25 protein-coding genes and 2 tRNA genes are annotated in these 23,824 nt (G+C 70.2%); 7 read left to right on the top strand and 20 right to left on the bottom strand.

Going from position 1 to position 23,824, the window contains the following annotated elements; translation table 11 throughout:
- The first annotated feature begins 38 nt into the window (after positions 1–38).
- The gene (gene helR / locus BJY17_RS00135; protein ID WP_246303776.1) at positions 39–2,366 is read left to right on the top strand and encodes an RNA polymerase recycling motor ATPase HelR; all 2,328 of its coding nucleotides are present in this window, start codon (positions 39–41) and stop codon (positions 2,364–2,366) included.
- 23 nt (positions 2,367–2,389) lie between these two features.
- Here helR and BJY17_RS00130 read toward each other — a convergent pair whose 3' ends face one another.
- The 9 genes from BJY17_RS00130 to BJY17_RS00090 are packed head-to-tail and all read right to left on the bottom strand — an operon-like array spanning position 2,390 to position 10,917.
- Entirely contained in the window at positions 2,390–3,604 is a 1,215-nt protein-coding gene (locus BJY17_RS00130) for an acetyl-CoA C-acetyltransferase (RefSeq protein WP_322789702.1), read from the bottom strand.
- Positions 3,601–4,242: a CoA transferase subunit B gene (locus BJY17_RS00125; protein ID WP_179549581.1), complete on the bottom strand. Its 642-nt coding sequence runs from the start codon at positions 4,240–4,242 to the stop codon at positions 3,601–3,603. The genes BJY17_RS00130 and BJY17_RS00125 overlap by 4 nt, the downstream gene beginning before the upstream one ends.
- Complete coding sequence (locus BJY17_RS00120) at positions 4,242–5,036, bottom strand: CoA transferase subunit A (RefSeq protein ID WP_179549580.1); 795 nt, start codon at positions 5,034–5,036, stop codon at positions 4,242–4,244. The genes BJY17_RS00125 and BJY17_RS00120 overlap by 1 nt, the downstream gene beginning before the upstream one ends.
- 17 nt (positions 5,037–5,053) lie before the next feature.
- Entirely contained in the window at positions 5,054–6,292 is a 1,239-nt protein-coding gene (pcaDC, locus tag BJY17_RS00115; RefSeq protein ID WP_179549579.1) for a bifunctional 3-oxoadipate enol-lactonase/4-carboxymuconolactone decarboxylase PcaDC, read from the bottom strand.
- Complete coding sequence (locus tag BJY17_RS00110) at positions 6,289–7,470, bottom strand: lyase family protein (RefSeq protein ID WP_179549578.1); 1,182 nt, start codon at positions 7,468–7,470, stop codon at positions 6,289–6,291. The genes pcaDC and BJY17_RS00110 overlap by 4 nt, the downstream gene beginning before the upstream one ends.
- Positions 7,467–8,084: a protocatechuate 3,4-dioxygenase subunit alpha gene (gene pcaG, locus BJY17_RS00105; protein ID WP_179549577.1), complete on the bottom strand. Its 618-nt coding sequence runs from the start codon at positions 8,082–8,084 to the stop codon at positions 7,467–7,469. Before pcaG ends, BJY17_RS00110 begins: the two co-directional genes overlap by 4 nt.
- On the bottom strand, positions 8,077–8,871 hold the full coding sequence (gene pcaH / locus BJY17_RS00100; protein WP_179549576.1) for a protocatechuate 3,4-dioxygenase subunit beta: 795 nt from the start codon (positions 8,869–8,871) through the stop codon (positions 8,077–8,079). The genes pcaG and pcaH overlap by 8 nt, the downstream gene beginning before the upstream one ends.
- 2 nt (positions 8,872–8,873) lie before the next feature.
- Positions 8,874–10,130: a 4-hydroxybenzoate 3-monooxygenase gene (locus BJY17_RS00095; RefSeq protein WP_218889820.1), complete on the bottom strand. Its 1,257-nt coding sequence runs from the start codon at positions 10,128–10,130 to the stop codon at positions 8,874–8,876.
- 22 nt (positions 10,131–10,152) lie between these two features.
- A complete protein-coding gene (locus tag BJY17_RS00090; protein ID WP_179549574.1) occupies positions 10,153–10,917 on the bottom strand; it encodes an IclR family transcriptional regulator in 765 nt (254 codons plus the stop codon).
- Between the two features lie 186 nt (positions 10,918–11,103).
- Here BJY17_RS00090 and BJY17_RS00085 point away from each other — a divergent pair, with 186 nt between their 5' ends.
- Positions 11,104–11,460 carry a carboxymuconolactone decarboxylase gene (locus BJY17_RS00085; protein ID WP_218889819.1) on the top strand — a complete coding sequence of 119 codons (357 nt, stop codon included), beginning with the start codon at positions 11,104–11,106 and terminating at the stop codon, positions 11,458–11,460.
- Between the two features lie 16 nt (positions 11,461–11,476).
- Here the strand turns inward: BJY17_RS00085 and BJY17_RS00080 are convergent, their stop codons facing one another.
- A complete protein-coding gene (locus BJY17_RS00080; RefSeq protein ID WP_179549573.1) occupies positions 11,477–12,664 on the bottom strand; it encodes an AI-2E family transporter in 1,188 nt (395 codons plus the stop codon).
- Between the two features lie 283 nt (positions 12,665–12,947).
- Between BJY17_RS00080 and BJY17_RS00075 the strand changes: the two genes are divergently transcribed.
- On the top strand, positions 12,948–13,340 hold the full coding sequence (locus BJY17_RS00075) for an SHOCT domain-containing protein (RefSeq protein ID WP_179549572.1): 393 nt from the start codon (positions 12,948–12,950) through the stop codon (positions 13,338–13,340).
- A gap of 200 nt (positions 13,341–13,540) precedes the next feature.
- Here BJY17_RS00075 and BJY17_RS00070 read toward each other — a convergent pair whose 3' ends face one another.
- The 5 genes from BJY17_RS00070 to BJY17_RS00050 all read right to left on the bottom strand — a co-directional run bounded on the left by BJY17_RS00070 (position 13,541) and on the right by BJY17_RS00050 (position 18,166).
- Positions 13,541–14,032, bottom strand: a complete 492-nt coding sequence (locus BJY17_RS00070) for a universal stress protein (RefSeq protein WP_179549571.1) — start codon at positions 14,030–14,032, stop codon at positions 13,541–13,543.
- A 320-nt stretch (positions 14,033–14,352) separates the two neighbouring features.
- Complete coding sequence (gene trxB, locus BJY17_RS00065) at positions 14,353–15,342, bottom strand: thioredoxin-disulfide reductase (protein WP_179549570.1); 990 nt, start codon at positions 15,340–15,342, stop codon at positions 14,353–14,355.
- Between the two features lie 46 nt (positions 15,343–15,388).
- Positions 15,389–15,799 carry an arsenate reductase ArsC gene (locus tag BJY17_RS00060; RefSeq protein ID WP_179549569.1) on the bottom strand — a complete coding sequence of 137 codons (411 nt, stop codon included), beginning with the start codon at positions 15,797–15,799 and terminating at the stop codon, positions 15,389–15,391.
- A gap of 87 nt (positions 15,800–15,886) precedes the next feature.
- Entirely contained in the window at positions 15,887–16,774 is an 888-nt protein-coding gene (locus tag BJY17_RS00055) for a metalloregulator ArsR/SmtB family transcription factor (RefSeq protein ID WP_246303623.1), read from the bottom strand.
- Between the two features lie 36 nt (positions 16,775–16,810).
- Positions 16,811–18,166, bottom strand: a complete 1,356-nt coding sequence (locus BJY17_RS00050; protein WP_179549568.1) for an NAD(P)-binding domain-containing protein — start codon at positions 18,164–18,166, stop codon at positions 16,811–16,813.
- A gap of 89 nt (positions 18,167–18,255) precedes the next feature.
- Between BJY17_RS00050 and BJY17_RS00045 the strand changes: the two genes are divergently transcribed.
- Together BJY17_RS00045 and BJY17_RS00040 are read left to right on the top strand one after the other, a co-directional pair.
- Positions 18,256–18,618, top strand: coding sequence for an ArsR/SmtB family transcription factor (locus tag BJY17_RS00045; protein ID WP_179549567.1), 363 nt, complete (start codon positions 18,256–18,258; stop codon positions 18,616–18,618).
- 20 nt (positions 18,619–18,638) lie between these two features.
- Positions 18,639–19,802 carry an MFS transporter gene (locus BJY17_RS00040; protein ID WP_322789701.1) on the top strand — a complete coding sequence of 388 codons (1,164 nt, stop codon included), beginning with the start codon at positions 18,639–18,641 and terminating at the stop codon, positions 19,800–19,802.
- 64 nt (positions 19,803–19,866) lie between these two features.
- Here the strand turns inward: BJY17_RS00040 and BJY17_RS00035 are convergent, their stop codons facing one another.
- Together BJY17_RS00035 and BJY17_RS00030 are read right to left on the bottom strand one after the other, a co-directional pair.
- Entirely contained in the window at positions 19,867–20,139 is a 273-nt protein-coding gene (locus BJY17_RS00035; RefSeq protein WP_179549566.1) for a hypothetical protein, read from the bottom strand.
- Positions 20,136–20,300 (bottom strand): hypothetical protein, encoded by a 165-nt coding sequence (locus tag BJY17_RS00030; RefSeq protein WP_179549565.1) that lies wholly within the window; start codon positions 20,298–20,300, stop codon positions 20,136–20,138. Before BJY17_RS00030 ends, BJY17_RS00035 begins: the two co-directional genes overlap by 4 nt.
- A gap of 258 nt (positions 20,301–20,558) precedes the next feature.
- On the opposite strand from BJY17_RS00030, the gene BJY17_RS00025 reads away from it, so the two are divergent.
- The gene (locus BJY17_RS00025; protein WP_179549564.1) at positions 20,559–20,723 is read left to right on the top strand and encodes a hypothetical protein; all 165 of its coding nucleotides are present in this window, start codon (positions 20,559–20,561) and stop codon (positions 20,721–20,723) included.
- A 73-nt stretch (positions 20,724–20,796) separates the two neighbouring features.
- Here the strand turns inward: BJY17_RS00025 and BJY17_RS00020 are convergent.
- Both BJY17_RS00020 and BJY17_RS00015 read right to left on the bottom strand, forming a co-directional pair.
- Positions 20,797–20,873, bottom strand: a tRNA-Met gene (locus tag BJY17_RS00020).
- A 219-nt stretch (positions 20,874–21,092) separates the two neighbouring features.
- Positions 21,093–21,169 (bottom strand) — tRNA-Met (locus tag BJY17_RS00015).
- Between the two features lie 276 nt (positions 21,170–21,445).
- Between BJY17_RS00015 and BJY17_RS00010 the strand changes: the two genes are divergently transcribed.
- Positions 21,446–22,813 (top strand): glycoside hydrolase family 18 protein, encoded by a 1,368-nt coding sequence (locus BJY17_RS00010; RefSeq protein WP_179549563.1) that lies wholly within the window; start codon positions 21,446–21,448, stop codon positions 22,811–22,813.
- Positions 22,814–22,900: 87 nt separating this feature from the next.
- Here the strand turns inward: BJY17_RS00010 and BJY17_RS00005 are convergent, their stop codons facing one another.
- Entirely contained in the window at positions 22,901–23,767 is an 867-nt protein-coding gene (locus BJY17_RS00005; RefSeq protein ID WP_179549562.1) for a class I SAM-dependent methyltransferase, read from the bottom strand.
- Between the last annotated feature and the right edge of the window lie 57 nt (positions 23,768–23,824).

Raw genomic sequence — 23,824 nt, 5'->3', positions numbered from 1 at the left:
CCGCATCACCTACAACGGATGATTCGCACGTGAGCGGGATGATCCGCGCCGGCGAACGGATGCTTCGCGGGGCACGAAAAAGGAGAGCACGCCTGCTCTCCACTCTCAGGATATCGCGGGGAGGGGGGCTTGCGGCAAGGGCCCCTCAGCGGCGCATACTGGTCGGCCGAGCCGGAGACCTCCGCTCACGACCCAGAGGAGCCGCACTGATCCCGCGCGTATTCGACCTGCCCGACAGCCTCGCCGCGAAGGCCGACCCGGCGCTCATCGCCGGCGATGAGGAACACTTCGCCGCCATCGCGGACGCCCTCCGGCATTCCATCGCCGAGGTCTCCGACCGTCTCGCCGTCGAACTGCGATCGCCCGGAGGGAGCGGCCAGGCCGCGCTCGACCGCGACCTCGAGATCCACCGCCTCTCCGGGCGCCTGCGCACGCTCCGCCGCTTCGGCCTCGACCTGTGCCTCGGCAGGATCGTCCCAGCCGGCGGCGGCGACCCCGTGTACATCGGGCGCCTCGGCCTCACCGGCGCCGATGGTCGCCGCTTGCTCCTCGACTGGCGCTCCCCCGCCGCCGAGCCCTTCTTCGGTGCGACGCACGGCGACCCGATGGGCTTGACCAGCCGCCGCAGGTACCGGTGGACCGGTGGCCGCGTCACCGACTTCTGGGACGAGGTGTTCACTCCCGACGCGCTCGCCGGGCACGCGGCGCTCGACGACCAGTCCGCGTTCATCGCGAGTCTCGGCGGCTCCCGTTCCGCCCGGATGCACGACGTGCTCGGCACCATCCAGGCCGATCAGGACGCCATCATCCGCGCGGGCTCCCGCGGCGCCCTCGTCGTCGACGGCGGGCCCGGCACCGGCAAGACCGTCGTCGCCCTGCACCGCACCGCCTACCTGCTGTACTCCGATCCGCGACTCGGGCACCGGCGCGGCGGCGTGCTGTTCATCGGACCGCACCAGCCGTACCTCGACTACGTCGCCGACATCCTCCCCGGCCTCGGCGAGGAGGGCGTGGCGACGTGCACCCTCCGCGATCTCGTCCCGGAGGGTGCTGCCGCCGTGAGCGAGGCCGACCCCGCGGTCGCCGGCGCGAAGGCGTCGGGCGAGCTCGTGCAGGCCGTCGAGCGCGCGGTCGGCCACTACGAACGCCCGCCTCGCGAGGGGATGACGATCGAGACCCCGTGGGCCGACGTCTGGGTCGACCCCGACGACTGGCAGGAGGCGTTCGACGCACCCGAACCAGGCACCCCGCACAACGAGGGGCGCCTGCAGGTCTGGGAGGAGCTGCTGAGCATCCTGAGCGATCGATGCGACGACGACGTGGAGCCCGACGGGCTCCGCGCCGCGCTCGCCGACAGTCGTGAACTGCGCGTGACGTTCAACCGCGCCTGGCCGGTGCTCGACCCGGCCGGCGTCGTCGCCGACCTGTGGTCGGCGCCCGCGTACCTGCGGCGATGCGCACCATGGCTCTCGGACGACGAGGTGCAGGTGCTGCAGCGCCCCGACCCGCGCGCGTGGACCGACGCCGATCTGCCCTACCTCGACGCGGCACGGCTGCGCATCGGCGACCCCGAGGCATCCCTCGACCGTCGACGGCGCGAGGCCGCAGCCGCCGCCCAGCGCGAGGAGATGGCGCGGGTCATCGACAACCTGCTCGAAGCGCAGGTGCACGACGACGGCGAAGGCGTCATGACGATGCTGCGCGGGCAGGACGTGCAGTACTCGCTCATCGACGAGGCCGAGCTGCCGAGCCGCGAAGCCGACGAGCTCGCCGGCCCGTTCGCGCACATCGTCGTCGACGAGGCCCAGGAGCTGACGGACGCCGAGTGGCGGATGGTGCTCGCCCGTTGCCCCTCGCGGAGCCTCACGATCGTCGGCGACCGCGCGCAGGCGCGGCACGGGTTCGCCGAGTCGTGGCAGGAACGCCTCGCCCGCGTCGGGCTCGACCGTGTCGCGCTCGCCCATCTCACCATCAACTACCGCACGCCCGAAGAGGTCATGGCCGAGGCGGAGCCCGTCATCAGGGCCGCGATCCCCGATGCCAACGTGCCGACGTCGGTGCGCAGCAGCGGCATCCCGGTCGCCCGCGGTTCGGTGGCCGAGCTCGACGGAATCCTCGAGGCCTGGCTGGCCGAGCATGCCGAGGGCACGGCGTGCGTGATCGCTCGCGGCGACACCGGCCCGGATGCATCCGCCCGACCCTCGCGCGTCAGGTCGCTGACGCCCGAACTCGCGAAGGGCCTCGAGTTCGACCTCGTCGTGCTCATCGACCCCGAGTCCTTCGGCACCGGCATCGAGGGGGCGGTCGACCGCTACGTCGCGATGACGCGGGCGACGCAGCGTCTCGTGATCCTGACGAGCGCGTGACTGCGACCGGCGTCAGGCCGCGGTCACACTCGCGCGAAGACGGCGGCGAGCGCTTGGCCGCCGCCGATGCACATGGTCTCGAGGGCGAGCGAGCCGTCGAGCGCCGGCAGCCCGTGCGCGAGCGTCGCGAGCATGCGGATGCCGGTGGCACCGATCGGGTGACCGATCGAGATGCCGCTCCCCCGGGGGTTCACCCGGGGGTCTTCGGCGTCGACGCCCCAGTCGGCGAGGCACGCGAGCACCTGCACCGCGAACGCCTCGTTGAGTTCGATCAGGTCGAGATCGTCGAAGCCGATTCCGGCGCGGTCGAGCGCGAGGTGCGCCGCGGGCACGGGCGCGACGCCGAAGCGCAGCGGGTCGTTGCCGGCGACGGCCCACGAGACGAGCCGCAGCATCGGCACGAGCCCGAGCTCGGCGGCCCGCTGCGGCGTGGTGACGATGCACGCGGCGGCCGCGTCGTTCTGCCCGCTCGAGTTGCCCGCGGTGACCGTCGCCTCGGCGTCGCTCCGGCCGAGGATCGGCCGGAGTCCGCCGAGCGCGGCGAGCGAGGTGTCGGCGCGGGGATGCTCGTCGCGATCGACGAGCATCGACCCGCGACGGCCGGGCACCTCGACGGGCACGAGTTCGGCGTCGAACGCGCCGGAGTCCTGGGCGGCGACGGCCCGCCGGTGCGAGCGCAGGGCGAGCGCGTCCTGCGCCTCACGTGAGATGCCGTACTCGGCGCGCAGCAGTTCGGCCGAACCGACGTTGCCCTCCGGGGTCGGAAAGCGTCGGCCGCCGACCGTCTCGCGGCCGCGTGACAGGGCGTCGCGCAGCAGCAGCCCGGCACCCGAGACATCTCGGCGGCCCTCGACGGTGTAGAGCGGCGCGTTCGACATCGACTCGACGCCGAGGGCGATGACGGCGTCGGCCACGCCGGTCTGCACCTCCATGGCGGCGTTCAGCACCGCCTGCAGGCCCGAGCCGCAGCGACGATCGAGCTGGTAGCCGGTCGTGGCGACGCCGAACCCGGCGTCGAGGGCCGCGACCCGGCCGATCGCCGGAGCCTCCATCGTGGGGTAGCCCTGTGCGGCGATGACCGCGTCGATCGCAGCGGGGTCGACGCCGGTGCGGTCGAGCAGCGCGGTCAGCACCGTCGTCGCGAGTTCGAGCGCGGGCACCGTGGCGAGCGCACCGCCCATGCGTCCGACGGGAGTGCGCAGCGGCGAGCAGACGACGACCTCGCGCAGTTCGGTCACAGCCCGGCTCCGACGGCGAACGCGGCGCCCGTGGCATCCGTCACCTGCTCGATCGTGACGCCGGGGGCGAGTTCGACGAGCACGAGCCCGTCGCCGGTGACGTCGAAGACCGCGAGGTCGGTGACGATGCGGTCGACGCAGCGCTTGCCGGTCAGCGGCAGCGTGCAGAGCTCGACGATCTTCGGCGAGCCGTCCTTCGCGACGTGCTCCATGACGACGATCACGCGTTCGGCGCCGTTCACGAGGTCCATGGCCCCGCCCATGCCCTTGACCATCTTGCCGGGCACCGCCCAGTTGGCGATGTCGCCGTGCGCCGAGACCTGCATGGCCCCGAGCACCGCGGTCGTGATGCGCCCGCCGCGGATCATGCCGAAGCTCGCCGCCGAGTCGAAGTACGACGCGCCGGGCAGCACCGTCACGGTCTCCTTGCCGGCGTTGATGAGCTTCGGGTCCTCCTCGCCCTCCCACGGGTAGGGCCCGACGCCGAGCACGCCGTTCTCGGAGTGCAGCACGACTTCGATGCCCTCGGGCAGGTGGTTCGGAATCAGCGTCGGCAGGCCGATGCCGAGGTTCACATAGGTGCCGTCCTCGAGTTCGCGGGCCGCGCGGGCGGCCATCTCGTCGCGGGTGAGCGGCATCAGCGTTCCGTTCCGGTCGCCGCGGGCCGGGGCCGCACGGTCACCTTCTCGATGGGCAGGTCGGAGGACTGCTCGGGCGTGAGCACGACGACCCGGTCGACGTGGATGCCCGGCAGGTGGATGTCGTCGGGGCCGAGCACGCCCGGCTCGACGAGCTCGTCGACCTCGGCGATCGTGATGCGGCCGGCCATGGCCGCGAGCGGGTTGAAGTTGCGGGCCGCCTTCTCGAAGCGGAGGTTGCCGTGCCGGTCGCCGACGGCCGCGCGCACGAGGCCGTAGTCGGTGCGGATGGCGCGTTCGAGCACGTACTCCCGGGGCGCGCCGAAGACGTCGAACGGCCGCAGCTCCTTGGGGTCGCTCGTGATCGCGACCGAGCCGTCGGGCGCGTAGCGCAGCGGCATGCCGCCATCCGAGACCGCGGTGCCGGCCCCCGTCGCCGTGTAGAACGCGGGGATGCCGACTCCACCGGCTCGAAGCCGCTCGGCGAGCGTGCCCTGCGGCGTGAGCTCGACCTCGATCTCGCCGGCCAGGTACTGGCGGCCGAACTCCCGGTTCTCGCCGATGTAGCTCGCGATGACCCGGCGGATGCGCCCGGCCGCCAGCAGCTCGCCGAGCCCCCAGCCGTCGACGCCGCAGTTGTTCGAGACGACCTCGAGTCCACCGACGCCGCTCGCCAGCAGCGCCCGGATGATCGTGATCGGCACGCCCGAAAGTCCGAAGCCGCCGACCGCGAGCGAGGCGCCATCGGGGATGTCGGCGACCGCGGCGGCGGCGCTCTGGTAGCTCTTGTCCATCGGGCGGTTCCTCCGGGTCAGTCGTTCGGGTCGGACGCAGTCGCATCGCCGGTCGCGGTGTCGCGGGTCGCGGCATCCGCTTCGGCGAACACCTCGCGCGCGATCGCGAACGCCTCGTTCGACGCGGGCAGCCCCGCGTAGAGGGCGGTGTGCAGCAGCACCTCGGCGATCTCGTCGCGGGTGAGTCCGTTGCGGAGCGCGGCACGCACGTGCATCGCGATCTCGCCGTGGTGGCCGCCGGTCGTGAGGCTCGCGAGGGTCGTGATCGAGCGTTCGCGACGGGAGAGGCCGGGTCGTTCCCACACCTCGCCCCATGCGTAGCGCGTGAGGAAGTCCTGGAACACGGCAGTCTCGGGCGTCGTGCCCGCGACGGCCCGATCGACGTGCGCGTCGCCGAGCACCTCGCGGCGCACGCGCATACCGCGGTCGCGGGCGACGGATGCCGCGGCAGCGCGCTCCACGAGGGCGAGGTGGTCGGCGATGAGCTCCGCCGCCTGTCGGGGTCGCTCGAGCACGGCGAGGTGCGACGCGTCGTCGAGCGACACGTGTCGGGCACCGGGGATCGCATCGGCGAGAGCCTGCAACGATGCCGGGGTGGTGACCGCGTCGTACTCGCCGCTGACGGCCAGCACCGGCACGGCGAGCGCGGCGAGATCGCCCATGCGGTCGAAGCCGGCAAGGGCCTCGGTGCAGCGCGCATACGACTCGTCGTCGACGTCGACGAGTGCGGCGAGCGCCCGTGCGCCCGCACCCGACGCGTCGCGTTCGAGGAACCCGGGCGCGAACCAGCGCGATGCACTGCCGGTGACGAGGGACGCGGTGCCGCTCGCTCGTACCGCGGCCGCACGATCGAGCCAGCCGTCGGCGGTGCCGATGCGGGCGCCGCTGCAGCTGACGACGAGACTCCGCACTCGTTCGGGGCGGGCGAGCGCGAGTTCGAGCGCGACCGCGCCGCCGAGCGAGACGCCCGCGAGGTGGAACGCGCCGCCGCCCGCCTCGTCGACGACCGCCAGCACCGCTTCGGCGAGCTCGGCGATCGTGAACGGCTCGGCGGCGGCAGGGCTCGCGCCGTGGCCCGGGAGGTCGATGCGGAGCACGCGGAGCCCGGCAGTGCACCTGTCGGTGCGAAGCGTCTCGATCACGCCGTCCCACAGGGCGGCGGTCGTGCCGAGCGAGGGCAGCAGCACGAGGAGCGGGTTCGATGCTGCGGGCGCGGTGCCCGGCGCGAACGCCCCGAGCAGTCTGGGAACGGTCATGCGTGCGGCTCCTGGTCGGCGATTCGGGTGAAGCGGGCGACGGCACGCTCGACGACGCGATCGGATGCCGCGGCGAGCACGTCGCGCGAGGGGCGCTCGCCGGCCGGGCCGGCGTGCTCGAGGAGCTCGGCGGCGCGCTCGCGGTCGAACTCGAGGCCGCCGAGGAGTCGAGCGGCAGCGGCGGAGGCGGATCGCGTGAGTCGTACGAGTCGCCGCAGCGACGCCCACTCGGCATGCCAGCGGCCCGCGGAGCGCTCGTCGCCGGCGATCGCGGCGGCGGCGATCACCTGGAGCAGGCCGGGAGCCTCGGTCGCCGCGGCGGTGATCGCGACGGCGTCGACGGGGTTGCGCTTGTGCGGCATGGCCGAGGAGCCGCCCCCGCCCGAGAGGCGAACCTCGCCGATCTCCTCGCGGGAGAGCAGGGTCGCGTCGCCCGCGATGCGTCCGAGCGCCGCGACCACGGCGGCGGCGGCCGAGGCGACGGCGAGCACCGGGGTTCGCTCGGTGTGCCAGGCACGGCCGGGGTCGGCGAGCCCGAGCAGGGTCGCGAGTTCGGCGCGCACCGCCTCGGAGCCGCCCGGGCGTGCGGCTGCGGCATCCGCTGCCGTGCCGGTGCCGACGGCTCCGCCGAACTGCACGGGGAAGGCGACCGCGTCGATCGCGGCGACGGCTGATGCCAGGCCGTCGAGCCAGCCTGCGGCCAGCACGCCGAGGGTGCTCGCCTCGGCCTGTCGCGCCAGGGAACGGGCGATCCGCGGGCTGTGCCGCTCGCGCTGCGCCATCGCCGCCAGCCCGGTGCCGGCCTCGACGAGGATGGCGCGAGCCTCATGCAGCGCCTGCCGGGCGACGAGCATGAGGGCCGTGTCGACGACGTCCTGGCTCGTCGCGCCGAGGTGGAGCGGTGCGGGGTCGAACCCCGCCGCCGACAGCTGCGCCCGGAGCGCCGGCACGAGGGCGACGACGGGCACGCCGTCGCGGGCGACGCCGCGCTGCAGCGCGGCCCGGTCGAGCGACGGCGCGTCGAGCACGTCGGCAGCTGCGTCGAGCGGTTCGCCCAGCACGCTCCCCCAGGCTCGGAGGAGCGCCCGCTCGACGTCGACCATGGCGGCGAGCACCGCGTCGTCGTCGGTGCCGGCGCGGTCGGCCGCACCCGGATCGAGGAGTCCCCAGTCGGTCATCGCCGCATCCCCTCGCCTCGGCGTTCGGGCGCGGGGTCGAGGGCTGCGAATTCGAGGAACACCGTCTCGCCCTCGCCCTGCAGCCGGATGTCGAATCGGTACGAACCCGGCGCGTCCGACACGGCGACGAGCGTGTGCCGCCGCGCCGGGTCGACGCTCGAGAGCAGTGGATCCGCGGCGTTCGCCGCGGCCTCGTCGTCGAAGTAGGCCCGGGTGAAGAGGTGGTGCAGCACGCCGCGCGCGAAGACGGTCACGAGCAGGTACGGCGCGAGCCCATCGCGGGTCGCACCGGGCTTGATCGTCGTGAACACGTAGTGTCCGTCGCGGTCGACCGCCGCACGCCCGAAGCCCGAGAAGCCGTGCTGGTCGCGCTCGAGCACGCCGCGCTCCGTGGAGGGGCGGCCGGCGGCATCCGCGCCCCAGATCTCGACGATCGCGTCGGGGATCGGGTCGCCGGCGCCGTCGAAGACGGTGCCGTGCAGGCGGATGGCGTCGGGCTGCCACGGTGCGCGCACGGTCGGCCCACCGCTGTACGGCAGCGCGTAGCCGAAGAACGGGCCGACGGTCTGCGCGGGGGTCTGCGCGAGTGGCCGGGGAGTCGACTGGTCAGGCATGATCGGCGTCCTCCGGTTCGATCGGGGTCGACTTCGGGCCCGTGAGCACCACGTCCCAGCGATAGCCGATCGCCCACTCGGGCTCGCTCACGTCGTGATCGTACGTCGCGACGAGCCGATCTCGTGCGCCCTGGTCGCTGATCGACTGGTAGATCGGGTCGAGCGCGAAGAGCGGGTCGCCCGGGAAGTACATCTGCGTGATGAGGCGCTGTGTGAACGCCGAGCCGAAGAACGAGAAGTGGATGTGCGCTGGTCGCCAGGCGTTGCGATGGTTCTTCCACGGGTAGGCGCCCGGCTTGATCGTCGTCAGGCGGTACGAGCCGTCGTCGCCGGTGATCATGCGCCCGACGCCCGTGAAGTTGGGGTCGAGCGGCGCCGGGTGCTGGTCGCGCTTGTGCACGTATCGGCCCGACGCGTTGGCCTGCCAGATCTCCACGAGCTGGTTCCGCACGGGCCGGCCCTCGCCGTCGAGCACCCGCCCGGTGAGGATGATGCGCTCGCCGAGCGGTTCGCCGGTGTGCTGGATCGTCAGGTCGGCCTCCTCGGCCGCGACATCCGTGTGCCCGAACGCGGGCGAGACGAGCTCGATCTCCTCGGGGTCGGCGCGCACGAGCTCATGCGTCGGATGCCGCAGCCGAGTGGAGCGGTACGGCGGGAAGTCCCGCGGCGGGTGGGCGGGCACCGGGGCGCCGGATGCCGCGGCGTCGTGTGCGGCGCGGTGGAGCGCCGCGATCTCGGCGTCGATGACCTGTTGGCTCTCGCCGGGCTGGGGTACGGGTCGTGGCATGGTCACTCCGTGAAGGGAAGGCCGGTGTACTGCTCGGCGAGACTGCGTCGGGCGGCGACGGAACCGGTGAGGTGGTCGAGCTGGCCCACCTGGCTGCGATAGCGGAAGGCGCGCGCCGAGGCATCCGGAACCTCGTGGAGCACGTGCAGCATCTCGGTCATCCACTGCGAGAAGTGCTGCACCTTCCACTGGCGGGCGAGGGCGCGCTCGCTGTACCGGGCGAGGCCGGTGTCGTCGCCGGCGCGGTGGTCGAGGATCGCCTGTCCGAGCATCGCCACGTCGGCGAGCGCGGAGTTCAGCCCCTTCGCGCCGGTCGGCGGCACGATATGCCCGGCGTCGCCCGCGAGGAACATGCGGCCGTGCTGCAGGGTCGACGTCACGAAGCTGCGCATCGGCGTGATCGACTTCTCGGTGATCGGGCCCTCCTGCAGCTGCCAGCCCTCGAGGCCGAGCCGCTCGTGCAGCGCATCCCAGATGCGCGCGTCGCTCCAGTCGTCGATCGACTCGTCGGGCGCGACCTGCACGTAGAGCCGCGAGACCTCGAGCGAGCGCATCGAGTGCATGCCGAAGCCTTCGGGGTGCAGGGCGTAGATCAGGTCGTCGGTCGACGGCGGCACGTCGGCGAGGATGCCGAGCCAGCCGAACGGGTAGCTGCGTTCGAAGACCTCGATCTCACCGGACGGAATGCTGCGACGGCAGATGCCGTGGTAGCCGTCGGCGCCGACGACGAGGTCGCACTCGATCTCGTGCCCGACGCCGTCGTGCGTGTAGGTCACCGTAGGACGCGGGTCGGTGACGCCGGTCGGCTGCACCTCCTTCGCCTCGAAGACGATCGTCGAGCCGATGCGGTCGTGCTCGGCGAGCAGGTGGGCGACGAGGGCCTGCTGTCCGTAGACGGTGACGGTGCGACCGACGAGGTCGAGGAAGTCGATGTGGTGGCGCTCGCCCTCGTACTGCAGGTAGATGCCGTGGTGGGTGAGGCCGCGCTCGCGGAGGTCGGCGTCGAGGCCGTGCCGGGCGAGCAGGTCGACCGAGCCCTGTTCGAGCACGCCGGCGCGGATGCGTCCGAGCACGTGCTCGCGCGGCTGCGCCTCGAGGATCACGAAGGGCACGCCCGCCTGGGCGAGGAGGTGGCCGAGCATGAGGCCCGCGGGGCCCGCGCCGATGATGGCCACTGAAGTTGATGCCGGCACGTGCGCCTCTCGCGTCGTCGGGATGGTCGTGACGAGCTTGGCGCGTACGACCTCTCCCGCGGCCACGACTTCCACTGAGCGGAAGGACTCACTCGGGGTGTGCGCGATACCCGAGCGCCGACGAGATGCCCCGCGCGGCCATCCGCACACCGAGCGAGATCTGCGGCTCCGCCAGTCGCTCGACATGCGCGACGATCGAGACGGCGGCGAGCACCTCGCCCGTGGCGTCGCGCACCGGGGCGGCGATCGAGAACGCACCGGGCGTGAGCTCCTCGACGGTCGTCACGATGCCGGTCGAGCGGATCTCGGCCATGCGGCGGCGAAGGCCCTGCTCGTCGGTGATCGTGCCGGGCTGGTAGGCGCGCAGCTCCGAACCGAGCAGTTCGTCGAACACCTCGGGCGGCGCATGCGACAGCAGCACGAGGCCGACACCCGTGGCGTGCAGCGGCAGCCGCGAGCCGACGTCGGAGATGGCGGGCACGGCCGCCGGACCCGAGAGCCGCTCCAGGTACGTGGCGCCGAGCCCGTCGCGGATCGCCAGGTGCACGTGCTCGTGCGTCGACTCGAGCAGGTCCTCGAGATACGGCATCGCCACCCGCCGCAGTCGCAGGGCGGTCGGCTGCCGGACACCGAGCCGCCAGACCCGCACGCCGACCCGATAGGTTCCGTCGTCGCCGCGCTCGAGGCCGCCCCACTCGACCCATTCGGCCACGAGCCGGTGCGCGGTCGACAGCGGCAGGTTCGCTCGGCCGGCGATCTCGCTCAGCGACAGCTCCTCGCGGCCGTTGAAGGCGTCGGCGATCGCGAAGACCTTGCGGGCGACCGACCGCTGATCACCGCCTCCACCAGCCATGCGTTCACCTTACGACGCGGGCGGACGAGGTTCTCCCCGACAGCCGCGTCGTTCGGCGAAGCCGAGCGGGAGCACATGCTCCCGGGGTTTCGTTCGATCTCGATGATGCGACTCGTGACCTCGGCGACTCCAATGGCGCTTGGGGCGCCGCTGCGCTCCGCCATGAACCCTTGGGAGGGACACACCATGTCCGATGAGATGAACGACGACGACGCCCCAGTGCTCGACCTGCTCACGCGGATGACCGCGGACTCGTTCGAGGCTTCGACCCTCGACCTCCAGACGCTGATGCTCGTGCGCATCGCCGCACTCGTCGCCGTCGACGCCGCACCGGTCTCCTACGCGCTCAACCTCGATGTGGGCGGCGATGTCGGAATCGATGCCGAGAAGCTTCGCGGCGTGCTCACCGCGATCGCGCCGATCGTGGGCACGGCGAAGGTGGCTTCGGCCACCGCCAACATCGTCAAGGCGCTGGCTGCCGAGATCGCGCTCGACGACCTCGAGATCGCACTCCTCGAAGAGGACGACGACGACGAGGCCTGACCGCGACTCGACGTGATCACATGGCGGAAGCGGGCGGGTTGCCACTCGGCACGCCGCCCGCCTTCGCCGCCTTGCGTGCCTTGCGCTCGGCCTTGGCCTCGGCGTCGAACTGCGCCATGACGGCTCTCGTCTCGTCGAGCTCGCCGAGCAGCGGCCGGATCCAGCTCATCTGCGGGTTCGAGTCGACGAGGATGAGACGCACGAGCAGCGTCAGCGGAATCGCGAGGATCGCCCCGATCGGGCCGATCACGACGGCCCAGAAGAGCACCGAGAAGAACGTGATCGTCTGGCTCAGGTTCACGGCCTTGCCGATGACCCGCGGCTGGATCACCGACTGGATGACGCCGTTGATGATGGCGTACACCACGATGACCACGATGACCATCGGCCACCCGCCGACCAGCGCCGCGAAGATGATCGGCGGGACGAGGGCGATGAAGTAGCCGATGTTCGGGATGAACGAGCAGACGAACGCGAGCAGACCCCAGATGAACGCGCCCGGCACCCCGATGATGAGCAACGCGATCCAGTCGACGATGCCCTGCGCGAGCCCGAGCACCGTGGTCGCGACCATGTAGCGGCGCACGTTCGCCCCGTAGGTCACGAGCGAGGCGACGATGAGCGGTCGCGCCGGGTACAGCTGCTTCAGCAGGGTCGGCACGAACCCGGCGTCCATGCCCATCAGCAGCAGCATGGTGAAGATGATGACGAGCAGCGAGAGCCACCCCGTGAGACCGCCGATCAGGCCGCCGAGGAAGCTGAGCAGTGAGGCTGGGTCGAAGCTCGCGAAGATCGTGTCGACCTCGCCCGAGGCGACGCCGATCGATGACAGCCAGGCCGCGACATCCTGCCCGAACGCGGCGATCTGGTCGCTGAACTCCGCCAGCAGGGCGCCGAACTGCCCGAACGCCACCACCATGGCGTAGCCCAGAGCGAGCAGCAGGCCGATGACCGTGACGATCACGGCGCCGGTCGCGATGCCCCGGGGCACCCCGTGCCGCTCGAGCCACACGCGGAGCGGGTGCACGCAGATCGTCAGCACGACGCCGAGGAAGAACGGGGCGAAGATGCCCGCGATCGCCGCGAGGCCGAACGCCGCGATGGTCGCCCCGCCGATGCCCATCATGATGAACGCGTTGCGGTGGGGGTTCGCGGGCTCGGCCAGTGCGGTCGAGCCCTCGGTCTCGTCGGGCGGGCTCTCCACGGGTCGTTTCCTGTTCCACCGCATGGTGCTCTCCGATCTCCGGGTGCGCGACGACGCTACCGAGCGCAGCAGCGGTCCGAATCATTCGATCTGCGTGATGCAGCGCAGTTGCGCCTCCCCCGTGCCGGCAGAGCCCCGCCGAAGAAGTCTCGCGATCGCGGTGCGGCCGACGACGGATGCCGCGGGCCGGTCTTCATCCGAATCGCATGATGCGCGTGGAACCACCGGGACATATTCTCGCGGCAGGTGCGGTGAACCCCGCAACGATACGAAAGGCGTCGATATGAACAGCTTCTGGGACTTCATCGTCTGGCTCTTCTGGTTCTACGTGGTCATCGCGTGCATCTGGGTCTTCATCACCGTGATCGTCGACATCTTCAGGGACCATTCGCTGAACGGGTGGGCGAAGGCGCTCTGGGTGCTGTTCCTGGTGTTCGTGCCGTTCCTCGCTGCGTTCATCTATCTGATCGCGCGCGGCCAGGGCATGGCCGAGCGGAACGCGGCCAGGGTGGCGCAGTCGCAGGCGGCGAGCGCCGACTACATCCGGAGCGTCGCGGGCTCCTCGTCGTCGTCAGCGGCGGCGGAGATCGAGAAGGGCAAGCAGCTCCTCGACAGCGGTGCGATCACGCAGGCCGAGTTCGACGCACTGAAGTCGAAGGCGCTGCAGTCCGCATAGACCGCGCCGAGTCCAGAGGACTTCCTCAACGCAGCGAGATCCCGGCCTCCTTCGAGGCCGGGATCTCGCTGCGCATCGGCGTCAATGCAGCCCATCCGTCGCTGAACCGCGCCGACCATCATCATGGACGCCGCAACCTCCTGCTCGAGGCGATGAGCGCGTTCGAGCTGGGTTTCGAGACGTAGGCCGCGTACGAAGACTCAGTCGGCGTCTCGGTTGAGCGGGACGAGCAGCACCGGGCGGCTCTGGCCCATCGCGAGCGACTTCGCCACCGAGCCGGCGAAGAACGCCTCGACGCGATGGATCGGTCCGTGCCGCCTGGTGCCGACGACGAGCATTCGCGACCCGACATCCGCCGCCAGTCGCGACAACGCGCTCGCCGGATCCCCTGCGAGGACTCGGAAGGACCACTGGACGCGGGTGCCGGCGAGCGCGGCGGTCAGCATGTCGCTGAGCGCCGCCGAGACGCCTGCCATCTCGTCGTCGATCTCGGGGTCGAGCGACTCGTTCAGGCGCGGCTCCGTGGGGTCGAGTTCGACGAGGGCGCTGTTGAGCTCGACGTAGGCGAAGATGACCTCGCAGCCCATCGAGCCGGCCGTGCGCTCGGCGGTCTCGATGATCCGCGACGGCAGGCCCGGCTTGATGCCCACCACGATCGGGCCGTCTTCGAGATGGGTCGCCGATTCCGACATGTCGCCACCGCCAGTTCTCAGATGAGCCGCTTGGAACGCCTTCGCGTCAGTCAAACACGACTCGCACCCCCTGCAACAGTGGCAAACGACCCGGCCGATGCCGCTGCGTCGGTCAGGACGTTCGTCCGGCGGTCGCCACAGCACCCTGCATGATGACACCCAGGGTGCTGATCGCAAGCTCGGAGATCACGGCCATCTTCAGCGAGGTCTCCGAGGTCGAGATGATCCGGGCGCCATCCGACAACGATGAATCGGGCTCGTCATCCGCCGAGGCGGGCAGCGGGCAGCGGGCAGCGGGCAGCGGGCAGCGGGCAGCATCCCTACATCGGCGTCTCCAAGATGATGGCCGCCTGCTCTTCAACCGGGTCGGCGAGGCCGCGGGCCGCCAGGTAGTGCTCGGCGTCGAGTGCGGCCGCGCATCCGGTGCCGGCGGCGGTGATGGCCTGGCGATAGCGCTTGTCGACGAGGTCGCCGCAGGCGAAGACGCCTTCGAGGTTCGTGTGGGTCGACGGATGCCGCACCCTCACGTAGCCGTCATCGTCGAGCTCGACCTGGCCCTCGACGAGCGCACTGCGCGGGTCGTGACCGATCGCGATGAACAAGCCGGTCGCGTCGAGCGCGGCATCCTCACCGGTCGTGGTATCTCGCAGCCGGAGGCGTTCGAGTCCGTCGTCGCCCTCGGCGGCGATGACCTCGGCGTTCCAGTACGGGCGGATCTTCGGGTTCGCCAGTGCGCGCTCCTGCATGATGCGCGAGGCACGCAGCGAATCGCGGCGGTGCACGAGGGTGACGGAGTCGGCGAAGCGGGCGAGGAACATGGCCTCCTCGAGCGCCGAGTCGCCGCCGCCGACGACGGCGATGTCCTTGCCCCTGAAGAAGAAGCCGTCGCAGGTGGCGCACCAGGATACGCCGCGGCCGGTCAGCCGCTCTTCGCCTTCGACGCCGAGTTTGCGGTAGGCCGAGCCCATCGCGAGCACGACGGCATGCGCCCGGTACTCGACGCCGTTGATCGTGCGGATCGTCTTGACGTCGCCGGCGAGTTCGACCTCGGTGGCGTCGTCGTAGACGATGCGGGCGCCGAAGCGTTCGGCCTGCTGCCGCATCTGCTCCATCAGGTCGGGCCCCATGATGCCCTCGGCGAAGCCGGGGTAGTTCTCGACCTCGGTCGTCGTGACGAGGGCGCCGCCCGCCTCGACCGAGCTTGCGAGCACGACGGGGGCGAGACCGGCACGGGCGAGGTAGACCGCGGCGGTGTAGCCCGAGGGTCCGGAGCCGATGACGACGACGTTCTCGATGGTCTGGTCACTCACGGGAGGGTCCTTTCCGGTGTCTGCAGCAGGCTGTGGCGCGCTCGGACTACGCGACCGGAGCGATCTCGGCGAGGAGGGCTTCGACACGGCCTCGGATGTCGTCGCGGACGCGGCGTACGGTCTCGATGTCCTTGCCTGCCGGGTCCTCCAGCTCCCAGTCCTCGTAGCGCTTGCCGGGGAAGATCGGGCAGGCATCGCCGCACCCCATCGTGATCACGACGTCCGACTCCTTGACGGCGTCGACCGTGAGGATCTTCGGCGTGTTGCCGGTGATGTCGATGCCCTCCTCAGCCATCGCCTCGATGGCGACCGGGTTGATCTGATCCTTCGGCTCCGACCCTGCCGAACGCACCTCGACGCCGGCGCCGCCGAGGGCGCGAAGGTAGCCCGCGGCCATCTGGGAACGGCCGGCGTTGTGGACGCACACGAACAGGACGGAGGGCTTCTCAGTGCTCATACTTGAATGATAGACGCACATCTATCATTTGGCCACCTCGGTTGCGGGGTCACAAGCTCGCTGCGACGCCAGAGACGTGTCCGTTCGTCAGAGCGTGGTGAGCAGCTCGCGGATGCGGCGCTCGATGTCGTCGCGGATCTCGCGCACCTCGGCGAGCGGCTTGCCCACCGGGTCGGGCAGATCCCAGTCGAGGTATCGGCGACCGGGGTAGATCGGGCATGCGTCGCCGCAACCCATCGTGATGACAACGTCGGCCGCGCGGACGACTTCGTCGGTCAACGGCTTGGGGTATTCACCGGCGAGCGGCACGCCGATCTCGTCGAGAGCGGTGAGGACGGAGGTTCGCACTTCGCCGACCGGGTCTGAGCCTGCGGTCCGCACATGGATCCGGTCTCCGGCGAGGTGCCGGAGGATCGCCGAGGCCATCTGGGACCGGCCGGCGTTCTGCACGCAGACGAACAGCACCTCTGGCACGGACTCCCTCGGCGCGGCCTCATGGCGGGCGAGCGCGTCGAGACGATCAGCTGCGAACTGCGCGGCGAGCGAGGGAACGCGCTGACCGGGGGTCGGCCGGGCTGCAAGGAGCTCGTAGCTCTCCCGGACGTAGCGCTCGACCGTTTCCGCGCTGAAGACGCCTCGGAATCGTTCGCTGAGATCTTGCACGACCCGGTCGAGGATCGGATCGACCTCGATCTCGCCTTCGGGCCAGCCGAGCGTCTCGGCGATGCGGTCCGCGTGGGCCGGCACCAGCGAGTACCAGGTCCGGCGCCCATCGGGCTCGCGTTGCAGCAGGCCTTCGTCGAGGAGCGCTTTCACGTGATGGCTCACGGTGGGCTGTCGCAGGCCGAGGTCTTCTGCGAGACGCCCGACGAGGACACGTCCATCGGGTGAGCCGAGGATGCTCCGGAGGATGTGGGCACGCGTCGGGTCGGACATGAGCCGAAGCTCGCGCGCGGCCTCCGCAACATCACTCATAGATGGAAGTCTATGACACGGAGGCCGCGCGGCGATCTAGCTGCAGCAGCTGCTCTGCGACCCGCCCGCTGCGTCGTCCGTCGAGCACGAGGAGCCGTCGGGTGCGAGGCTGGTGGAACACACGCCGGTCTCGGGCAGCACGAGTTCGACGTTGCTGGCGGCTGCGACGTCACCGGCGAGCCACGCGGTGATCGAGCGGACCTGCTCGTACCCGGTTGCGAGGAGGAATGTGGGGGCGCGGCCGTAGCTCTTCATCCCGGCGAGGAAGAATCCGGGCTCGGGATGGGTGAGTTCGGCGAATCCGTGCGGCTCGACGGTGCCGCAGGTGTGCACGTTCGGGTCGATCAGCGGCGCGAGGCGCTTGGGGGCCTCGACGATCTCGTCCAGCTCGAGGCGGACTTCGCGGAGCATGTCGAGGTCGGGCCGGAAGCCGGTGGCACTGACCACGAGGTCGGTGTCGTGCTCGACCAGTTCGCCGCGGCGAGCGCCGTAGACACGAACCCCGTCGTCGCTGCGGCCGAGCCGGACGATCTCGAATCGGTCGACCACGGTGATGCGGCCGGCAGCCACGAGCGCATCGACGCGGCGACCGATCGACGCACGGGCGGCAAGGCCGTCGTCGCCGGAGGTCGTGACCCGGACCGCGCTGGCGTTGCGGATCAGCCAGGTGATGCGCGTCTCCGGCTCCTGCTCGGCGAGCTGGGCAAGCGCCAGCAGGGTGTTCGCCGCCGAGTGCCCGGCGCCGACCACCGTGGTGTGTCGACCAGTGAACCGTGCTCGTTCGCGGCCGAGCACATCGGGCAGGGCGTGGCTGACGCGGTCGGCGACCTCGGTGAGGCCGAGAGGTTCCAGGCCGGAGGAGCCGAGGCTGTTCGGGTGGGCGTACGTGCCGGACGTGTCGATCACGGCTCTCGCGGTGAACTCCTCGACTCCGTCGGAGGTGTGCGCGCGAAGCAGGAACGGGGTAGCGGCGCGGCGGGCGGTGCGGGTGCGGTCCATGCCCTGCCTGGTGACTGCGGAGACTCGTACGCCGGTGCGGATCCGGTCGGCGATCATGTCGAGGGCGGCGAGCGGTTCGAGGTACTGCTCGACGAGTTCGGTGCCCGTCGGGAGGCTCTCGGGGGCCGGCAGCTGCCACCCTGTGGCCTCGAGCAGTCGACGTGAAGCCGGGTCGACGACGTGCTTCCACGGCGAGAAGAGGCGAGTGTGCCCCCACTGGCGGATGCTCGATGCGATCTCGTCGCCCGCTTCGTAGATGACGAAGTCGATGCCGCGCTCGACGAGGTTCGCGGCTGCTGCGAGGCCGACGGGCCCCGCGCCGATGATCGCGACGGGCAGGGTGTCGAGGCTGCGCTGCTGCAGGCTCGGGACGGTGAGATCGATCAGCGTCATGGTGGTGCGCCTCCTAGGCATCGATGAACTTCGATATTGAGTTTGGACACTCCATCGACGTTTGTCAATATTCGGATAGGATGGTCGACATGTCCACCACGCTGTTGCCTGTGATCCAGCCGGAGTCGGTCGCGTGTTGCACGCCGCTGACCAGCGAGGCCATCGATGCGGAGCGTGCGGATGACCTCGCGAAGAAGCTGAAGGCCCTGGCAGACCCGACCCGACTTCGACTGGTCTCGATCGTCGCCGCGTCGGAAGGCGGCGAGGCGTGCGTGTGCGACCTCATCGAACCGGTCGGACTCAGCCAGCCGACTGTGTCGCACCATCTGAAGATCCTCATGGAAGCAGGCTTTCTCTCCCGCAGCAAGCGCGGCACCTGGGCCTACTACAAGCTCGTGCCCGGGGCGCTCGGCCAGCTGTCGCAGTTGCTCGACGTCACCGCCTCCCGCTGACGGCCGGCACCCGGTCGGCCGTGTCGAATCGTCCGCTCGGAGTGCGCCTGGCCGCGCTCTCCATCGGCCAGGTCATCAGCTGGGGCATCCTGTACTACACCCTGATCGTCGCGGCGCCGGCGATCGCAGACGAGACCGGCTGGGGCGTTGCGACGGTCACGCTGTGCTTCTCAGGCGGGCTGATCGTCTCCGCCGCGGCCGGCATCGTCGTCGGTCGATGGCTCGACGATCGCGGCCCGCGCCTCGTCATGACGTTGGGGGCCGTCGTCGGCAGCCTGGGCCTGGTGATCGTCAGCGCGGCATCCGATCTGGTCGTCTTCACGCTGGGCTGGGTGGTGTGCGGACTTGCGCAGGCGGCTGTGCTCTACCAGGCGGCGTTCACCGTCATCGCCCGCCGCCACGGCGACTCGCGGCGCAGCGCGATGACGATCCTGACCCTGGCCGGCGGCCTCGCCTCGACCGTGTTCGCTCCCATCGTCGCCGGCCTCCTCACCGCATTCGACTGGCGCGCGACCTTCCTGATCCTCGCGGGTGCGTTGCTCGTCCTCACGGTGCCGCTGCACTGGTTCTTCCTCGAACGCGCATGGGCTCCGCTCCCACCAGCCCACGCCGGAGAAGCGGTGCATCACGTCGGTGCCGTGATCCGGACGCGCCGGTTCTGGATGCTCGAGGTGTCGATGGTCGCCCTCGCGGCCGCACTGTTCAGCGTCACCCTCGCGATCATCCCGCTCTACATGGAGAAGGGCATGACGTACGAGCTCGCCGCATGGGCGCTCGGTCTGCTCGGCGCAGGTCAAGTCATCGGCCGACTGCTGTACGTCGCGGTTCCGCACAGGACCGAACCCTGGATCCCGCTCGCCATCACGTCGAGTCTCGCCGTCGTGCTCCTGGCGCTGATGGGCTTGGTGCCCGGGCCGCCGTGGCTCCTCATCGGCATCGGCATCATCGCCGGCGCCGTTCGCGGCGCCCAGACCCTGGTGCAGGGGTCCGCAGTGGCCGACCGATGGGGCACCCGCAACTACGGCAGCATCAACGGAGTGTTCGCCGCGCCGATCACCGCGATCTCCGCACTCGGGCCGGCCCTCGGCCCCGTCATCGCCGTGGCCGTGGGCGGCTACTCCGCGATGGCCCTGGTCATGGCCGGCGTCGCGATGATCGCGGTGATCACCGCGAGGTTCTCATGACCCTCTTCCTCATCTCGCGGGAGCAGACCAGGCTCGGACCGACCGTTGCGCCGATGACTGATCGTCAGTTCCAGTCGACGGAGTGCATCCAGCCCGCGATGTAGGCGCGCTCGTTCTCGCCGAGCCGCATACCGAGTTTCGGCGCGTGGCCCGGGTCGAGTTCGCAGAGTTCGTAGATGCGACGAACGACGACGGCTCGAAGCGGCGCGTGGACGTTCTCCAGCACCTCTCGCCGCAGCGGTCGTTCGAGCATTGGCCACCACAGCCCGATCGGGGGAAGGCCGTTCACATGGGCGACGCGTTCGTGATGAGGCACGTCATCGAGGACGGAACTCATTGCGCCCGCTCCTCGCGAAGGCGACCGGTCTCGGGGTCGCGGACGACGACGTGTTCGTTCGGGTCGGCGTCCTCATCGGCCTGCTGATGCTGTTCGGCCGCTTCGACGGCCTCGTCGAGTTGGTCCGAACCGCTCGAATCAGCGGGATCTGGATCTCTCATTCTCGTGCTCCTCGTTCATGCGGCCGCACCATCGGGGCCGCCGTTTCGAACGTACGCGTGTTCCGATCCGACCCGAAAGGGATTGACTTTTCGGGCGGTCGGAGTCCGGGTCAGGGGGCCCCGTCGCGAGGCGGAGGCCACAAACCAGCGAGCGCGAGATGTCAACCCCCTCCCCTGAACCTCCACGCAGCCATAACGTTCGATCACGTGGACATCTCGGTGACCTCGACGTCGCCGGGAGAAACGAAGGGAATCGTCATGAACATCCTGCTGATCATCGTCATCGTCGTCGCCGTCATCCTGGCGATCACGGGCGGCCTCGTGCAGTCGCTCAACTTCCTGCTGTGGGTCGGACTCGTCCTCCTCGCCATCGCGGTGATCGCCTGGCTCATCCGGATGATCGCCGGGCGCAACAGCGTGTGAACATCTGCCGTCAACGCAGAAATCCCGGCCTCGTTCGAGACCGGGATTCCTTCGTGCGTTCTGACGAACTCTTTGGTTGCGGGGGCAGGATTTGAACCTACGACCTCTGGGTTATGAGCCCAGCGAGCTACCGAACTGCTCCACCCCGCGTCACCGACTGCCTTGCGGCAGTCATCCCTTCGCACTGGCTCCAATCGAGGCCACTGCGACGGGAGAACCAGTTTACGTCACCGTCGGAGGCGGACCGACCAATACCTGGATTCCGGGCTGCCGGCCGCGGCGATCCACCGCTCGGCGACGACGGCGTTAACGCAGAAATCCCGGCCTCGTTCGAGACCGGGATTTCTTCGTGCGTTCTGACGAACACCTTGGTTGCGGGGGCAGGATTTGAACCTACGACCTCTGGGTTATGAGCCCAGCGAGCTACCGAACTGCTCCACCCCGCGGCACAAGAAGAAACACTATCACGAGTATCGAGCCCCGTCGAATCGAGGCAGTTCCCATCGACGGATGCCGCGGCATCCGCTCTTCACCCGCTCGCGCGCGTGTGCAGAAGCTGCACACCTCCCGCGATCCGATGGAGGAATCCGCAACGAACTCGGCGATCGATGCGCGCGATCCCACATTCTTTGTTAGGACTCTTTCCAAACTCGGGGCGATCTTGCTACGGTCGCCGCAACCGTTCACCCAGCACGGCTCCGACGACGATCGATGAGGATTCAATGTCACCACGCCATCTGCTCCGAGGAGCGGCCGTCACGGCCGCCGCCACCGCACTCATCGCCGCTGCTGCGGCCTCCCCCGCACTCGCGCACGGCAACGGCAACCACGGCCACGCCGACTCCGCGGGCCCGACTGAGATCAACGGATACCGCTCGGTCGGCTACCTCATGGCGGACACCCCGGTCACCCGCGACTACCAGATCGAAGACCTGCTGCGCACGGGCGCGATCGACGATGTCACCCACATCAACTACGCCTTCGGCAACGTCACGTCGAACCTGAAGTGCGAGATCACGGATGTGCCGGGCGAGGGCGACGCGCAGAACGACTACCTCCGACTCGTCTCGGCGGCCGACTCCGTCGACGGCAAGAAGGACAAGGCGAACAAGCACCAGCGACTCGCCGGCAACTTCAACCAGCTGAAGAAGCTGAAGGAGGTCAGCCCCGACACGAAGGTGCTCATCTCGCTCGGCGGCTGGACCTGGTCCGACCACTTCTCCGAGGCGGCATCCACCCCCGAGAGCCGCGCCGCACTCGTCTCCTCGTGCATCGACGTCTACCTCAAGGGCGACCTGCCGAAGGTCGGCAGCCTCGGCGGCCCGGGCGCCGCGGCCGGCGTCTTCGACGGCATCGACGTCGACTGGGAGTGGCCCGTCAACGGCGGCGAGACGGCGAACGCGAAGCCCGAAGACAAGGAGAACTTCCTCGCCCTCATGGAGGAGTTCCGCGCGCAGCTCGACGCCTACGGCGACGAGACCGGCGAACGCTACCTGCTCACCGCATTCGGTCCCGCCGGCGGCTGGAACACGAACGCCGGCGGATGGAACACCGCCCGCCTCTTCGCGTCGATCGACTGGCTGAACGTGCAGGGCTACGACTACGCCGGCGGATGGACCGGCAACACCGGTCACCAGGGCAACCTGCACCCGGATGGCGCCAACAACTGGGGCCTCGCGATCGACAACGCCGTCGCGCTCTACACCGCAGGCGGCGCCCGCCCCGACCAGCTGAACGTCGGCCTCGCGGCCTACGGACAGGGCTGGACCGGCGTGACGGTCGGCGACCGCGCCGGGTGGACGCCCGACTCCACCGTCACCTCGATCGGCACGAAGCCCTACTACGAGATCCGCGACATCGGCGAGGGCTACTTCGATCCCGCGCTCGGAGCCTCGTGGCGCTTCGACGCGGAGAGCGGCCAGTGGTGGAGCCTCGACGACCCGAAGTCCGTCACCGCGAAGGCCGAATGGCTCGCCGGCCAGGGCTACGGCGGTGCGATGTGGTGGGACCTCTCGGGCGACTACCGCAACGAACTCGGCAGCGCACTCGGCGAGGCACTGCGCTCGGCCGACGAGGGCCCGCTCGACTGATTTCCCGAGAACGGCGGATGCCTCGGAGCGGTCTCACTCCGAGGCATCCGCGACGATCGGGGCCGTGGCCTCGATCCGCGCGTCGTGCTACTCGACCGGCGTGGTGCGCGGCACCGCGACGAGCTCGTACGAGAGCGGCAGCCACTGCTCGGCGGGCCAGCCGTACATGCCGTCGCCGAGGTCGACCGTCGCCGGGAAGATGCGCCACGGCACCCGGTAGTGCTCGGTGAACGTCTCGATGTCGAGGCCGGCATCGCGCAGCGCCGCGACGACCTCGCCGAGCGGATGCGTCCACTCCCACGTGCGTGCGTTGGCGAGCGCGACCTCGGCGTCTGCGTAGTCGCTCGGGTCGTCGATGATGTCGGGCGACTCGTTCGCGTACGGGTAGGCGAACGCCGGCAGACCGCCGGGCCCGCCGTCGCCGTCGAACACGAACGCGGTGGGGTGCCCGTCGGCGAAGACGAACCGGCCGCCCGGCTTCACGAACCACGACACGATGCGTGCCCACTCCGCGACATCCGGAAGCCAGCCGATCGTGCCCCACGAGGTGAAGACGAGGTCGAACGACTCGGGTTCGGGCAGCATGTGGCGGGCGTCGTAGACGTTCGCCTCGATGAACCGGGCGCGCTGCGAGAGGCCGAGCTCGTCGGCCATGCGACGCGCTTCGGCGACCGCCTGCGGCGAGAAGTCGATGCCGACGACCGTCGCCCCGAGGTTCGCGAGCGACAGGGTGTCGGAGCCGAAGTGGCACTGCAGGTGCAGCACCCGCAGGCCCTCGAGCCCGTCGGGATAGAGCCGAGCGAGCGTCTCGCGCACGATCGGATCGAGCACGTCACCGCCCTCGCGGAGCCGGGTGCGGTCGTACATCTCCGACGCGACGTGCACCGCGACGCGCTCGTCCCAGTTGGCGAGGTTGTCGTCGAGCCACTCGCCTCCGCGCAGGTCGACGCCCACGTCACTCTCCCTTGGTGGCTTCGAGCAGCTTCGCGATGATCTCGGCCAGCTGCGCGT

The organism is Agromyces hippuratus (assembly GCF_013410355.1).
In the GTDB taxonomy this organism is placed as follows: domain Bacteria; phylum Actinomycetota; class Actinomycetes; order Actinomycetales; family Microbacteriaceae; genus Agromyces; species Agromyces hippuratus.
This window is presented reverse-complemented; position numbering and strand designations above follow the sequence as displayed.